Origin of the sequence: Bradyrhizobium sp. LCT2, assembly GCF_009931255.1 — a bacterium.
In the GTDB taxonomy this organism is placed as follows: Bacteria; Pseudomonadota; Alphaproteobacteria; order Rhizobiales; family Xanthobacteraceae; genus Bradyrhizobium; species Bradyrhizobium diazoefficiens.
In genome coordinates this window covers 1,048,416-1,062,025 of sequence record NZ_CP034432.1, presented here as the reverse complement: position 1 = coordinate 1,062,025, position 13,610 = coordinate 1,048,416, and the positions used below count along the sequence as shown (strand labels likewise).

Below are 13,610 nucleotides of genomic sequence, written 5' to 3'. Positions count from 1 at the left end.
GTCCCATGACAGACTTCTCTCCCCGCGAAATCGTTTCCGAACTCGACCGTTTCATCGTCGGCCAGACCGACGCCAAGCGCGCCGTCTCGATCGCGCTGCGCAACCGCTGGCGGCGGCAGCAGCTCGAAGGTTCCTTGCGCGAGGAGGTGCTGCCGAAGAACATCCTGATGATCGGCCCCACCGGCGTCGGCAAGACCGAGATCGCGCGGCGACTGGCCAAGCTTGCCAATGCGCCGTTCCTGAAGGTCGAGGCGACGAAGTTCACCGAGGTCGGCTATGTCGGCCGCGACGTCGAGCAGATCGTGCGCGATCTCGTCGAGGTCGCGATCGCCCAGGTGCGCGAGCGCAAGCGCAAGGACGTGCAGGCGCGCGCCCAGCTCGCCGCCGAGGAGCGCGTGCTCGACGCCCTGGTCGGCGCCAATGCGAGCTCGGCGACGCGGGAATCCTTCCGCAAGAAGCTGCGGGCGGGCGAACTCAACGACAAGGAGATCGAGATCGAGACGCAGTCCTCCGGCGGCGGCATGCCGATGTTCGAGATCCCGGGCATGCCGGGCGCGCAGATGGGCGCGATCTCGATCGGCGACATCTTCGGCAAGCTGGGCGGCCGCAGCAAGACCCGGCGGCTCACGGTGGAAAGCTCGCACGAGATCCTCGTCAACGAGGAATCCGACAAGCTGCTGGACACCGAGCAGCTGACGCTGGAAGCGATCAGCGCGGTCGAGAACAACGGCATCGTGTTCCTGGACGAGATCGACAAGATCTGCGCCCGCGACGGCCGCGTCGGCGGCGACGTCTCGCGCGAGGGCGTGCAGCGCGACCTGCTGCCGCTGATCGAGGGTACCACGGTCTCGACCAAGCACGGCGCGGTGAAGACCGACCACATCCTGTTCATTGCCTCCGGCGCCTTCCATGTCGCCAAGCCGTCGGACCTGTTGCCGGAATTGCAGGGCCGCCTGCCGATCCGCGTCGAGCTCCAGGCGTTGACCCGTGACGACATGCGCCGCATCCTGACCGAGCCCGAGGCCTCGCTGATCAAGCAATATGTTGCCCTGATGCAGACCGAGGGCGTCACGCTCGACATCACCGACAACGCCATCGACGCGCTCGCCGACGTCGCGGTCGCCGTCAACTCGACCGTCGAGAACATCGGCGCGCGGCGGCTCCAGACGGTGATGGAGCGGGTGCTGGACGAGATCTCCTTCACCGCCCCCGACCGCAACGGCGAGACCATCCGGGTCGATGCCGATTTCGTACAGAAGCACGTCGGCGACCTCGCCAAGAACGCCGATCTGAGCCGGTTTATTTTGTAATTCCGGGCTTGTCCGCTATCTATCCGCCGTCGTCCTGGCGAAAGCCAGGACCCATTCCACCAGCGGATATTGTTGAAGCAAGATGGCGGCTCTGATCTCGGCTCAAACAACCTGCGGTGGTTATAGGTCCCGGATCTGCGCACGCTCCGGACAACGCTGCGCGTTGCCACGAGCTCGCTTGTCCGGGACGACGGCGGGGGTTGACGCGCGTCGAGTGCCACATGCTCGCTAACCTCCAGAAAAACCCCTGGCGCCTGCTGCTCGCGATCAACGCCGTGGTCATCGTCGGCGTGTTCGTTCACAAGATCCAGCTGCCGCCCTACGTCCCCTACATCCACCTGCTCGTCGACTACCATTTCGGCTTCATCAAGCGCGCGCTGATCGGGGCGGTCGTCGCGCTGTTCACGGCGAAGGTGCCGGTCTGGCTGGTGTTCGCACTCGGCGGCATGACGTGGCTGGTGACGCTGGCGCTATTCGCAAGGTTGTTTCAAAAGACCTTCGGCTTTGCCGCGAAGACGCTGCCGCTGTTCGTGTTCATCGCGGGCTCGCCGTTCTTCCTGAAGAACTTCATGCACACGCTCGGCCATTTCGACATCTATGGCTGCGCGCTGACGATCATCCTGCTGCTGATGCCGGCGGGCTCATTGCTGTTCGTGGCGACGGCGGCGCTGTTCTCGATCGTGCTCGTGCTGATCCACCACATTCATCTCTTGATGTACGTGCCGACCATCATCGCCATCGTCGTGATCAGGCACTATCTCGCCTGCGGCTGCAATCGCAGCAACGTCGCGTTCGGCGTGGTCGCCCTCGCGGTCGTCTCCGCGCTGTTCTTCGCGGCCCAATTCCTGGGAACGATGCCGATCCCGGAAGCGGATTTCGTCGCGTATCTGAAGACCCGGATGGCCGATCCCTCCCGCACCGACCTCTTGCAATTCAGCTACATCTGGTACCAGCCGCTGGCGAAGGAGATCTTGGACACCTGGGGCCGTCTGCCGCACAACATCCTCGGCCTGCCGGTGTTTGCGCTTCTGATCTGTCTGCACACGCCGCTATGGCGCTATTTTGCGAACCTGATCGGCGCGCTCGCAAGCGAGATGCACCGGCGCCTCGTCATCGCCGCGCTGATTGGCGTCAGCCTCGCCTATCTCGTGATGTTCGCGATGGTGTTCGACTATTCGCGCTGGATCTCGAACTGGGCGGTCTGCATGTTCCTGATCCTGCATGCGGTGAAGATGCTGCCGGCCAAACAGGAGACCCCGCTGATCCCAGCCGGGGATCGCAACACTGACATCTTCGGCCTGGTCATCACGCTGATCCCGCGCGTCGGAATCGTGCGGCCGTTTTAGACGGTGCACTCCCTCTCCCGCTTGCGGGGGAGGGCTGGGGTGGGGGTGTCACCGCAGCGGGATTCCCCAAGACGAAAGAACCCTCACCCGCCGCGCTCTTCGAGCGCGCCGACCTCTCCCGCAGGCGGGAGAGGTGTAGAACCGCTAAAATCTCGCCCGCCTGATCCGCACGTAAAGCGCGCCCTCGCCGCCATGGCCAATATGCGCCGTCTCGAAGCCGACGACGAAGGCGCGGAATTCCGGCAGGCTCAGCCATTCCGGTACCTGCCGGCGGAGCACGCCGCTTTCGCCGCCGCTCCGGCCCTTGCCGGTGATGACGAGCACGAAAGTCAAGCCGTCGTGATGGGCGCGGTGCAGGAAACCGGTCAAGGCGCGATGCGCGCGCGTCTGGGTCATGCCGTGCAGATCGAGCCGCGCCTCGATCTCGCTGCGGCCGCGCGACAGCTTTGTGCGCTCGCGCTTGCCGAGCGGCGCCAAAGGCGGGACGGACGGCTTGGCGGCACGCGGCGCCGGCGCCGCAGCAATCGGACGTGGCGACGGCGCAGGTCGCGTGGCCGGCGCAGCGGGTGATGGTTCTGGTCGCGACGCGGGATGCGCCTTCGGCGCACGATGCTTCCTCAGCGGCTTGACCTGTTTTGCGACCGTATCCCACAGCTCGCGCTCATCCTCGCTCAGCGCGCGGCGGCGCGGCGAGGGGCGAGGCTCCAGCACGGGCGGACGGGACGATCGTTTCATTGCTGCCGATGGGGACGATTTTTCGCCGGCCGCCGCAGCTCTTGAACAGGCTCGATCACGGGACGCGGCACCGGCAACGGGACAGGGCTGGCGACAGCGACCGTCTCACCCTTGCCTGGCGCCACGGCTGCGGCCGGAGCCGCCGGCTTGGCCTGATCCTTAGCAGGTTCGGTTTGCGGAAACAGCTTTGCAATCTTCTCCGAGGGCCGCGGATCCGGCACCGGCAGCCGCGCCGCGCGTGGCGTCGGATCGAGGCTCTTCGGCACCAGCATCACGAAATGCATGGGATGGCGCAGCCGGCCGGAGACGCGGCCGGCATCCGCGCCGGCGCCGAAATAGAGATCGGCGCGCGCGGGACCGATGATGGCCGAGCCGGTGTCCTGCGCGATCATCAGCCGATGGAACGGCGTCTTGGAGCGCTCGGAGTCGATCGGCAGCTCGCCCTCGATGAAGAACGGCGTACCGTAGACATGCAGCGATTTGTCGACCGCGATCGAGCGGCCGGCCGTCAGCGGAATGCCCTGCGCGCCCACCGCCTCGTCCTTGTCCGAGAGATTGACCTCGCGGAAGAAAATGTAGGCGCGGTTCTGGCGCCGCAGCTCCTTGGCGCCATCGGGGTTCTGCGCCATCCATTCCCGGATCTTCTGCATCGACATCTCTTCCTTCGGAATGATGCCGCGCTCGATCAGGATGCGCCCGACGGCCGTGTAGGGGTAGCCGTTATAGGCGTCATAGTTGAGCCGGAGCGTCGTGCCGTCGTCGAACTTGATCCGCGCCGAGCCCTGGATCTGCGCGAACAACAGATCGGTCGGGTCCTTCAGCCAGGCGATCTCGAGCCCGCGGCCCGCGATCTTGCCGTCCTCGATCTCGCCGCGGTCGTAATAGGGCACCAGCTTGCGGCGGCCGATCTTGCGATAGACCGGGCCCTTGTTGGGCAGGCTGACCGAATCCTGCTTGTAGCCGCGCACGAAGAGGTTCGAAGGCCGGCGATAGACCGGGACATTGTAGACGTCGGTCTGCGTCCGCGATCCCTCCAGCACCGGCTCGTAATAGCCGGTGACGAAACCGTCGGGCTCGCCGAGGCGCGAAATGCGCAGCGGCGCAAAATTCTCCTCGAAGAAGGTTTTCGCCTTGGCGTCGTCGCTGAGCTCGAGCGATTTGGCGGCCCGGCACGGTTCGCTCAGCGATGCCCCCAGCGCCTTGTATTCACTCTTGGGCTCGGGAGCGACGGTCTGCGCGTTGATCGACCGGCAGCTCGCGCGGAACGTCTTGTAGGCTGCGAGATGATCGTCATCGCTCCAGCCTTTCACATCGGCCCAGGCCAGCGGCAGGTATTGCGCGCCTGATATCTCGAACGGCAGGGGGAGCTGCGGATAGGGCAAGGCCCGCGGCGGGGTGGCGGGCAATTGCGGGAGATGGTGATGGTGGCTGCGGTAGTGGCGCCGCGCCGCCTCGGCGCCGAGCGAAAACGACGACAGCACGACGACACCCGCGCAAAGCGCCGTCGCGCTGGTCTTCAGGAAGACCTTAATTCGCGCTTCCGGTGCCAACCAGCTTCCAGTTCGGATCGCGAGAGGTGATGTCGCGGGCGAAAGTCCAGATGTCGGTGATGTCGGCGACCGTATCGGCGCTGCCGTCGACGATGTTGCCGGCCTTGTCGCGGGTGGCCGAGATCATCTGCGAGACGAAGCGGATGGTGAGCTGGGCGGTGCGGTCGCGCAGCTCGGCGCCGACGAGTTCGGCCTTGTCGATCGAGACGAAGCGCGTCTCGGTCTTCTGCTCGTTCTTCTCGCGCTCCTTGATCGCGGCGTCGAAGCTTTCATAGACCTCCGACGACAGCAGGTCGCGCAGCGCGCGGCGGTCGCCATTGGCAAAGGCCAGCACGATCATCTCATAGGCGCCGCGGGCGCCCGAGATGAAGTGGCGCGGGTCGAAGGTGGAATCCTTGTCGACGATGGCGTCGAGACCCTGCGCGAGCGCGGTGCCCGGCTCGGTCAGGCCCTTCCACCGGTCGGAGGGCGGGGTCGGCTCGACCGTCGGCGCCAGCGGAGCCTGGTCGATCACCTTGCCCGGCATGGTCACGACGTTCTTGTCCTGGGCGCCCCCCAGCGCGTTGCGGGCGGCAGTATGGTCGAACGGCGGCCGCTCGTTGCCCGTGCGCTGCCCCAGCACGCTGCGCAGCCGCAGAAAAATAAAGACCGCCAGCGCCAGGAAGATGATGGTGTAGATGTCCACGAGGTATTCGCTTTCTGGTCTTCTCTAGAAGGGGCCGCCTAGAAGGGTCGCCGCCGGGAAAATCAATCCGGCCAGTAGACCGTTCCATACGGGAACGGCAAGTCTACATCACCATTTCGGGTCCGCACGTCAGGTCCGTGGGATGTAGGCACGAAATCTTGCCCGGCCAATGGCGCCTTTTGGCACAGCACGAAGTGTAGCGCGTTTTATGCTTAAGGGGAAACCCGATCATGCCCGGAAATCGCGCATCTTCAATCGTTTAACCTGCGATTGGGCCGGGAGGCCGGAGTGAGCGTCACAGATGTGGCCGCGGCCGGGGTATCCCCTCCGGGGCCGTTCGTCCTTGTGGAACGAGGCGGCCCTATGTTAGCCAACCGCCGCGAAATTCAGCCCCAATCGGGTAAGGAGAGACTTTCATGACCAACGGTAACGGCACCCCTCCCGAGGCGGCCCCGGCTCCCCAGCTCAACGTGCTGGCGCAATATACCAAGGACCTTTCGTTCGAAAATCCGAACGCGCCGAGCTCGCTCCAGCAGCAGGGCCAGCCGCCCCAGATCAATATCCAGATCAATGTCGGCGCCAATAACCTCAGCGAACAGGAATTCGAGGTGACTCTGTCGGTCGAGGGCAAGGCCGAGACCGCGGGCAAGGTGATGTTCTCGTTCGAGCTCGCCTATGCCGGCGTGTTCCGGATCGTCAACGTGCCGAAGGAGAACCTGCACCCGCTGGTCATGATCGAATGCCCGCGTCTGCTGTTCCCGTTCGCCCGCGAGATCATCGCCACGGCCGTGCGCGACGGCGGGTTCCCGCCGCTGATGCTGGATCCGGTCGATTTCGTCGGTCTGTATCGCCAGAACATGGAGCGGCAAATGGCCGCCGGTGGTCAGACCGGCCAAGCCTAAAATCAGGCCTAACCAGCCGGATTGACGGTAACTGGAGCGGGCAAAAACTCGTTCCAGATCGCCTTGTCGCCGAGCGTTGCGATGAAGGCCCTGTGGGCCTCGCGCTCGGCGTCGGAAATCCGCGGCGCAAGCGGCGTCGGCCGCTGCCGCCGCGGCGTATCGCCAGCCGCATTGATGCGAATTTCCTCGGCTTCCGAAGCCAGCAGCAGCTGCGACTGCCTCGCCCCGACCAGATCGACGTAGACCTCGGCCAGAAGCTCGGCGTCGAGCAGCGCGCCGTGCTTGGTGCGGCGGGAATTGTCGATCGCATAGCGCGAGCAGAGATCGTCGAGCCGGTTGGACACGCCCGGATGCTTGCGCCGGGCCAGCAGCAGCGTGTCCACCAGCTGCTCGCGCGGGATCGCGGCGCGCTTGATCCGGTCGAGCTCGGCATTGATGAAGCTGATGTCGAACGAGGCGTTGTGGATCACCAGCGGCGCATCGCCGATGAACTCCAGGAACGCGTCGGCGACCTCGTGGAACAGCGGCTTGGTCGACAAAAATTCGGCCGACAGCCCGTGCACCGCAAAGGCTTCCGCCGGCATGTCCCGTTCGGGATTGATGTAGACGTGATACGTCTGCCCCGTCGGCATGCGGTTGAACATCTCGACACAGCCGATTTCGACCAGGCGATCGCCGCGGAGTGGATCGAGGCCTGTGGTTTCAGTGTCGAGGACGATTTCACGCATGATCAGGAGCCGTGTGGGACGGCGAATCAGGCTCGCCGCTGCGGCATCTTAACGACCTCGGCCAGGATGTGCGCAATTTGCGCCCGCACCGGTTCAAGTCCGTGTGACGTATCCACTACGAAATCGGCCCGCTTGCGCTTTTCCGCGTCGGGCGTCTGCTTGGCGATGATGGCGTTGAGCTTGGCCTCGTCCATCGTGCCCCGCGCCAGCACCCGCTCGCGCTGCAGTTCTGGCGAGGTCGAGACCACAACGACGGCGTCAACGCGCTTCTCGCCACCGGTCTCGAACAGCAGCGGGATATCCAGCACCACGACCGGCGCATTAGCGGCTTCGGCGTCGGCAAAGAATTTTTGCCGGGAGGCGCCGAGCATCGGATGGACGATCTGCTCGAGCTGCTTGATCGCGGCGGGATCGTGCACGACGCGCGCCGACAGTTTTGGCCGATCGACCTTGCCGTTCGCGGTGGTGCCGGGGAAGGCGGCTTCGATCGCAGGCGCCGCCTCGCCCTCGTAAAGCTGATGGACGGCGGCATCGGCGTCGTAGACGGGGACGCCGGCCTCCGCGAACAATTTCGCGGTGGTCGATTTGCCCATCCCGATCGAGCCGGTCAGTCCCAGGATCCGCATCAGCGCACAACCACGTCCGTCATTCAAACTGCAATTAGCTGTTCGCTCCGCAGGAACGCAAGCAGCGGCAGCAGCGGCAAACCCAAAATGGTGAAATGGTCGCCCTCGATGCGCTCGAACAGGTGAATGCCGAGGCCCTCGAGCTGATAAGCGCCTACGCTGGTCGTCACGGCGTCGCCGGCCGCGTCGAGATAGGCCGAAAGCTCCGCCTCGCTCATCTGTCGCATGGTCATGCGGGCCACCGAGACGTCCTCGAAGACAATCTTGCCGTCATGTGCCACGGCCACCGCCGAATTCAGCTCATGGCAGTTGCCGGCGAGATCACGCAATTGCGCCATCGCCTGCGCGCGGCCGGCGGGCTTGTTGAAGAGACGCTCGCCAAGGGCCAGGGTCTGGTCGGCGCCGATGACATGGCTTCCCCGATGATTGGCCGAGACGGCCTTGGCCTTTTCCCGTGCCAGCAAAAGACCGATGTCGCGAGGACTCGAGAGCTTCGACGCAGCCTGGATGCCGCGCTCGTCGATGTCGGCCTTGATCGCTATGAACTCCAGCCCGGCATTCGCCAGCAGCATCTTTCGCGCGCTACTTTGCGAGGCCAGGATCAACGGAGATTTGCCGCGCCACAAACTCATCGCGAAAACTATTCCGAGGGCCGGTTGCGCTGGCGATCGCTGTAGAGCTTCATGATCGCCGCGGCGGTTTCCTCGATCGAGCGCCGCGTGACGTCGAGCAGCGGCCAGTCGTGCTTGGCGCTGAGCTTGCGGGCGAACGCGACCTCCTCGGCGACGGACTGCCTGTCGGTATAAGTGTCGCTGCTGGAGTCGGCGCCCATGGAGAGCAGGCGGTTCTGACGGACCTGGATCAAACGTTCCGGTGTCGCATGCAGGCTCACCACCAGCGGCCGCGTCAATGTCTCCAGTTGCACCGGCACCGGAATGCCCGGCACCAGCGGCACGTTGGCGGTGCGGATGCCGCGATTGGCGAGGTAGATCGACGTCGGCGTCTTCGAGGTGCGGGAGACACCGACGAGCACCACGTCGGCATCGTCGAGACCTTCGACATGCTGACCGTCGTCATGGATCATCGTGTAGTTCAGCGCATCGATGCGCTTGAAATATTCCGCGTTGAGCACGTGCTGCGCGCCGACGCGCCCCGTGGTCGCGGCCCCAAGATACGCCTCGAACAATTGCATCACCGGGCCGATGATCGACAGGCTCGGAACATTGATCCCTTTGCACTTGTCCTCGAGCCGGAAGACCAGATCCTTCTCGAGCAACGTGAACAGCACGATGCCCGGCGCCTCCTCGATCTCGTCGAGCACGCGGTCGAGCTGCTTCTGGCTGCGCACCAGCGGATAGACATGCTCGACCGGCGTGACGTTCGCATACTGCGCGGCGACAGCGCGCGCGACGGTGATCAGCGTCTCGCCGGTGGAGTCGGATACGAGGTGCAGATGGAAATAATTGTTCGAGGTCGGCACAAAAACTCTTTGTATGAGGGCGGTGTGATGTGTGGATTTCTGTGGAGCTTAACCCCTCGGAAAGGGTTGCGCGACACCAGGGGCGGGACAAGTGCCAATTTTCTTCACACCACTGCCCGTGAGAACAAGTCCGGCGGCCCGCCGAGAGGGAAGCGGGATTGCGCGGATAACCCCCTTGATAGGCTGTCGACGGGCGCACGCAAGCCCTTGAGCCCGGACGGCTTATCGGATCCGCCGAGGCCCACGCGGGATATGTTGATGGATGTGAACAAGCACTCGGGAAGTGGCGGACGGAATTGTGTGAGTCCAATCCACGGTCACTAAGACTCAAACCTTAAGATTCTAAAAGTTTAGGTTTAGATAAGCGGAGCGCTCGGATAAGTGTGCGCTCCCATCTATGAATGAATTCTTACCGGGCTCATTCCATCCACTGTTTGGTGAGCAGAAGCGTTATCGAGCGAAGCGGATTCCGGTTCGCCTCGAGAAAGCGCGTCGAAACAAGAAAAGGAGGCCGCCGGCATGTACGAGTGGATCAAGGCGCTGCACGTGATCGCCGTCATTTCCTGGATGGCGGGCATGCTCTATCTGCCGCGGCTGTTCGTCTATCATTGCGAGGCCGAAATCGGCTCCAAGCAGTCGGAAACGTTCAAGGTCATGGAGCGCCGGCTGCTCAAGGCGATCATCAACCCGGCCATGATCATCACCTGGCTCGCCGGGCTCTATCTCGCCTGGTCCGGCCATTGGTTTGCATCCGGTTGGCTGCACGTAAAACTGGCACTGGTCCTGGCGTTGTCCGCGGTCCACGGCTTTTTTTCCCGCTGGTTGAAGGATTTCGCTGCCGACCGGCGTCCCCGAAGTCAGAAATTCTATCGGATTATCAATGAGGTGCCGACCGCCCTGATGATTTTCATCGTCATCATGGTGATCGTGAAACCGTTCTAGGCAGCGATCTCGATTGATCGCCCAGCGCTTCGGCTTGCGCAGTGAGGGGCGATTTTCTATATTGGCGATATCCCACCCAACGCAGGCGGATGTGGTTGTGTCCGAGCTTTCCAGAGGCCGGACACCGCATCAGGTTTGAAGCCTCACCGGCACTCACCTTGCCAGACCTGCGGACCCTATCTTCCTTCTCGTCCGCATTTCAGAGCCTCCTCGCACCCCCTCCCTAAGGTTACCCCACAGGACCACCCCAATGCGGGAAATTAAACTCCAGGACCTCAAGTCGAAAACCCCGGCCGAGCTCGTCTCGTTCGCGGAAGAGAATGGGGTCGAGAATGCCAGCACCATGCGCAAGCAGGAGCTGCTGTTCGCCATCCTCAAGCAGCTTTCGCTCGCTGAGACCGACATCGTCGGCGAAGGCGTCGTCGAGGTGCTCTCCGACGGCTTCGGCTTTCTTCGTTCGCCCGATGCCAATTATCTGCCGGGCCCGGACGATATCTACGTTTCGCCTTCGCAGATCCGCCGTTTTGGCCTGCGTACCGGCGACACCATCGAAGGCCACATCCGCAGCCCGAAAGAGGGCGAGCGCTATTTCGCGCTGCTGAAGGTCAACACGCTCAATTTCGAGGACCCGGAAAAGGCCAAGCACAAGGTCAATTTCGACAACCTCACGCCGCTGTTTCCGAACCAGCGCTTCCGCATGGAAATCGACGACCCGACGCGAAAAGACCTTTCTGCAAGGGTGATCGACATCGTCGCGCCGATCGGCAAGGGCCAGCGCGCCTTGATCGTGGCGCCGCCGCGCACGGGTAAAACCGTGCTGATGCAGAACATCGCGCATTCGATCACGCACAATCATCCCGAATGCTATCTGATCGTGCTTCTGATCGACGAGCGTCCGGAAGAAGTCACGGACATGCAGCGCTCGGTGAAGGGCGAGGTCGTGTCCTCGACCTTCGACGAACCGGCGGTGCGCCACGTCCAGGTCGCCGAGATGGTGATCGAGAAGGCCAAGCGCCTGGTCGAGCATGGCCGCGACGTCGTGATCCTGCTCGATTCGATCACGCGTCTCGGCCGCGCCTACAACACCGTGGTGCCGTCGTCCGGCAAGGTGCTGACCGGCGGTGTCGACGCCAACGCGCTGCAGCGCCCGAAGCGCTTCTTCGGTGCCGCCCGCAACATCGAGGAGGGCGGCTCGCTGACCATCATCGCGACCGCGCTGGTCGATACCGGCAGCCGCATGGACGAAGTGATCTTCGAAGAGTTCAAGGGCACCGGTAACTCCGAGCTGATCCTCGACCGCAAGGTCTCGGACAAGCGGACCTTCCCGGCGATCGACATCTCGCGCTCCGGTACCCGCAAGGAGGAGCTCATCACCGATCCGCAGGTGCTCAAGAAGATGTACGTGCTCCGCCGCATCCTGAACCCGATGGGCACCATGGATGCGATCGACTTCCTGCTCGACAAGCTGCGCTCGACCAAGAGCAATTCGGAGTTCTTCGACTCCATGAACACCTGAGTGCGGTGCAGCAAAGGATTGGAGGGCGCCTTCGGGCGCCCTTTTCTTTTGTGCGGCCTTGTTGCAGCGAGGGTGCAGCATGGCGAGCGGTTCGCCGTCTCACCTGATCTCTATTAATACGTTGACATAGCTAGATAATACTTGATTTTCGCCTAAGTCTGGTAGCCAAGGCGGAGAGACTTTTGCAGCAGAATGCTGTGCCTATGCTGCGATGCAATAAGCGCTTTTGCTGCGAGAATTGGTGCAGCAAAACCGTGCGGGCGTATCGGCCGAAACGGATATTTGCCTTTTCCCCGGCGGCTGGACAAATAGGCCATGCATCCGCGAGACCAGACCATCTTCGCTCTGTCGTCGGGCCGTCCGCCGAGCGCGATCGCCGTGGTGCGGGTCTCGGGCGCCCAGGCCAGCCTGGTGCTGACGACGCTGGCGGGCAAGCTGCCGGCACCGCGGCAGGCCAGCCGCCGGCTGCTCCGTGACGGGACAGGCCAGCCGATCGACGACGCGGTCGTGCTCTGGTTTCCGGGGCCGGCAAGCGCGACCGGTGAGGACGTCGCCGAATTCCACGTCCATGGCGGCCGCGCCGTGCTGGCGGCGCTCCTGGCCGCTATTTCTGTAATTCCGAATATGCGGGCGGCCGAGCCCGGCGAGTTCACGCGACGCGCCTTCGAGAACGGCAAGCTCGATCTGACCGAAGCCGAGGGCCTCGACGACCTCATCCATGCCGACACCGACCGCCAGCGCCGCCAGGCGTTGCGTCAACTGCAGGGGCTGCTCGGCAACCGCGCGCGCGACTGGCGCGAGCGAATCATCGAGGCTTCGGCACTGATCGAAGCCGGCATCGATTTTTCCGACGAGGGCGATGTGCCGGCGGAGCTGAGGGCGCCGGCGGTGAAGGCGATCAAGGCGCTCCACATCGAAATCACAGAAGTGCTTGCGGCACAGGGACATTCTGAACGCCTGCGCGATGGAATGGTGGTTGCCATCGCCGGCGAGCCGAATGTTGGCAAGTCGACGCTGATGAATCAGCTCGCGCGCCGAGATGTCGCGATCGTGTCGCCACATGCCGGCACCACGCGCGACGTGATCGAGGTGCAGCTCGATCTCGATGGCTATCCGGTCACTGTCATCGACACCGCCGGCATTCGCGAGACCGATGATCCCGTGGAGCAGGAGGGTGTGCGCCGCGCCCGTGCGCGAGCCGAGGACGCCGACCTCGTGCTGTGGCTGGTGGAGGGGGAGCAGGCCGCCGATCCGGCGGCGATGCGTTCGCTGTGGACGTCCGGCGATGGCAGCCATCCGTCCGGCGGCGCGGTCTGGATCGTGCGCAACAAGATCGATCTCGGCGGGGTCGGGGACGACGGGCCGCGGGGCGAGTTCGGGATCTCGGCGAGCCGCGGCGACGGGATACGCGAGCTGGTCGACGCCCTCGTGAAGTTCGCCGCCGAGTTCTTTGGAACCAGTGAGGGCGCATTGGTGACCCGGGCCCGCCAACGCGATCTGTTGCGTCAGGCGTCAGACAGCTTGCGCCGGAGTCTGGAGCTTGTAGAAGAGGGCGAAGAGCTGGCGGCCGAGGAGCTTCGTTCCGCCGCCTATGCCCTGGGCCGGCTGTTGGGCCGGGTGGACGTTGAAGACGTCCTTGGGGCCATCTTCCAGAAATTCTGTATCGGAAAGTAGCGCTAGTTCTTCATTGTAGAACTAGTGCTTGTTCCATTCCTTGTTGTTTCACGTGAAACAGGAGCGGTTCCATTCACGGGGAAGGCGAGTGGGCCTATTTCTCGTGAAACCGGCCT

The 13,610-nt window shown here is 63.7% G+C and carries 13 protein-coding genes; 6 read left to right on the top strand and 7 right to left on the bottom strand.

Translation table 11 applies throughout. The features are described from left to right. Window positions 1-5: 5 nt before the first annotated feature. The gene (gene hslU / locus EI171_RS05735) at window positions 6-1,310 is read left to right on the top strand and encodes an ATP-dependent protease ATPase subunit HslU (protein ID WP_060909598.1); all 1,305 of its coding nucleotides are present in this window, start codon (window positions 6-8) and stop codon (window positions 1,308-1,310) included. 221 nt (window positions 1,311-1,531) lie between these two features. Further along, on the top strand, window positions 1,532-2,656 hold the full coding sequence (locus EI171_RS05730; protein ID WP_161532807.1) for a hypothetical protein: 1,125 nt from the start codon (window positions 1,532-1,534) through the stop codon (window positions 2,654-2,656). 144 nt (window positions 2,657-2,800) lie between these two features. On the opposite strand, the gene EI171_RS05725 is transcribed toward EI171_RS05730, so the two are convergent. Genes EI171_RS05725 through EI171_RS05715 form a run of 3 tightly spaced genes read right to left on the bottom strand, consistent with a single transcriptional unit; the run spans window position 2,801 to window position 5,626 of the window. Beyond that, window positions 2,801-3,391: a Smr/MutS family protein gene (locus EI171_RS05725; protein ID WP_011083471.1), complete on the bottom strand. Its 591-nt coding sequence runs from the start codon at window positions 3,389-3,391 to the stop codon at window positions 2,801-2,803. Then, on the bottom strand, window positions 3,388-4,941 hold the full coding sequence (locus EI171_RS05720) for a murein transglycosylase A (protein WP_038965126.1): 1,554 nt from the start codon (window positions 4,939-4,941) through the stop codon (window positions 3,388-3,390). Before EI171_RS05720 ends, EI171_RS05725 begins: the two co-directional genes overlap by 4 nt. Beyond that, on the bottom strand, window positions 4,919-5,626 hold the full coding sequence (locus EI171_RS05715; RefSeq protein ID WP_011083469.1) for a Tim44/TimA family putative adaptor protein: 708 nt from the start codon (window positions 5,624-5,626) through the stop codon (window positions 4,919-4,921). Before EI171_RS05715 ends, EI171_RS05720 begins: the two co-directional genes overlap by 23 nt. 416 nt (window positions 5,627-6,042) lie before the next feature. Here EI171_RS05715 and secB point away from each other — a divergent pair, with 416 nt between their 5' ends. Then, window positions 6,043-6,528: a protein-export chaperone SecB gene (gene secB, locus EI171_RS05710; RefSeq protein WP_060909600.1), complete on the top strand. Its 486-nt coding sequence runs from the start codon at window positions 6,043-6,045 to the stop codon at window positions 6,526-6,528. A gap of 8 nt (window positions 6,529-6,536) precedes the next feature. Here the strand turns inward: secB and dnaQ are convergent, their stop codons facing one another. Genes dnaQ through EI171_RS05690 form a run of 4 tightly spaced genes read right to left on the bottom strand, consistent with a single transcriptional unit; the run spans window position 6,537 to window position 9,362 of the window. Then, window positions 6,537-7,256, bottom strand: coding sequence for a DNA polymerase III subunit epsilon (gene dnaQ, locus EI171_RS05705; RefSeq protein WP_028175003.1), 720 nt, complete (start codon window positions 7,254-7,256; stop codon window positions 6,537-6,539). A 26-nt stretch (window positions 7,257-7,282) separates the two neighbouring features. Beyond that, complete coding sequence (gene coaE, locus EI171_RS05700; RefSeq protein WP_011083466.1) at window positions 7,283-7,882, bottom strand: dephospho-CoA kinase; 600 nt, start codon at window positions 7,880-7,882, stop codon at window positions 7,283-7,285. A gap of 23 nt (window positions 7,883-7,905) precedes the next feature. Next, window positions 7,906-8,514, bottom strand: coding sequence for a Maf family nucleotide pyrophosphatase (locus EI171_RS05695; RefSeq protein WP_028175002.1), 609 nt, complete (start codon window positions 8,512-8,514; stop codon window positions 7,906-7,908). A gap of 8 nt (window positions 8,515-8,522) precedes the next feature. Further along, a complete protein-coding gene (locus tag EI171_RS05690; RefSeq protein ID WP_028175001.1) occupies window positions 8,523-9,362 on the bottom strand; it encodes a pyruvate, water dikinase regulatory protein in 840 nt (279 codons plus the stop codon). A gap of 519 nt (window positions 9,363-9,881) precedes the next feature. Here EI171_RS05690 and hemJ point away from each other — a divergent pair. The 3 genes from hemJ (at window position 9,882) to mnmE (ending at window position 13,494) form a co-directional block, all read left to right on the top strand. Next, window positions 9,882-10,304 carry a protoporphyrinogen oxidase HemJ gene (gene hemJ / locus EI171_RS05685; protein WP_011083463.1) on the top strand — a complete coding sequence of 141 codons (423 nt, stop codon included), beginning with the start codon at window positions 9,882-9,884 and terminating at the stop codon, window positions 10,302-10,304. Window positions 10,305-10,554: 250 nt separating this feature from the next. Beyond that, window positions 10,555-11,820: a transcription termination factor Rho gene (gene rho / locus EI171_RS05680; RefSeq protein ID WP_011083462.1), complete on the top strand. Its 1,266-nt coding sequence runs from the start codon at window positions 10,555-10,557 to the stop codon at window positions 11,818-11,820. Window positions 11,821-12,135: 315 nt separating this feature from the next. Further along, complete coding sequence (mnmE, locus tag EI171_RS05675) at window positions 12,136-13,494, top strand: tRNA uridine-5-carboxymethylaminomethyl(34) synthesis GTPase MnmE (protein WP_161532806.1); 1,359 nt, start codon at window positions 12,136-12,138, stop codon at window positions 13,492-13,494. Window positions 13,495-13,610 lie beyond the last annotated feature (116 nt).

Bases quoted from the DNA above. Each gene is read 5' to 3' on its own strand.
- hslU (WP_060909598.1), top strand. From the start codon at position 6: ATGACAGACTTCTCTCCCCGCGAAATCGTTTCCGAACTCGACCGTTTC.
- EI171_RS05730 (WP_161532807.1), top strand. From the start codon at position 1,532: ATGCTCGCTAACCTCCAGAAAAACCCCTGGCGCCTGCTGCTCGCGATC.
- EI171_RS05725 (WP_011083471.1), bottom strand. From the start codon at position 3,391: ATGAAACGATCGTCCCGTCCGCCCGTGCTGGAGCCTCGCCCCTCGCCG.
- secB (WP_060909600.1), top strand. From the start codon at position 6,043: ATGACCAACGGTAACGGCACCCCTCCCGAGGCGGCCCCGGCTCCCCAG.
- dnaQ (WP_028175003.1), bottom strand. From the start codon at position 7,256: ATGCGTGAAATCGTCCTCGACACTGAAACCACAGGCCTCGATCCACTC.
- coaE (WP_011083466.1), bottom strand. From the start codon at position 7,882: ATGCGGATCCTGGGACTGACCGGCTCGATCGGGATGGGCAAATCGACC.
- EI171_RS05695 (WP_028175002.1), bottom strand. From the start codon at position 8,514: ATGAGTTTGTGGCGCGGCAAATCTCCGTTGATCCTGGCCTCGCAAAGT.
- hemJ (WP_011083463.1), top strand. From the start codon at position 9,882: ATGTACGAGTGGATCAAGGCGCTGCACGTGATCGCCGTCATTTCCTGG.
- rho (WP_011083462.1), top strand. From the start codon at position 10,555: ATGCGGGAAATTAAACTCCAGGACCTCAAGTCGAAAACCCCGGCCGAG.
- mnmE (WP_161532806.1), top strand. From the start codon at position 12,136: ATGCATCCGCGAGACCAGACCATCTTCGCTCTGTCGTCGGGCCGTCCG.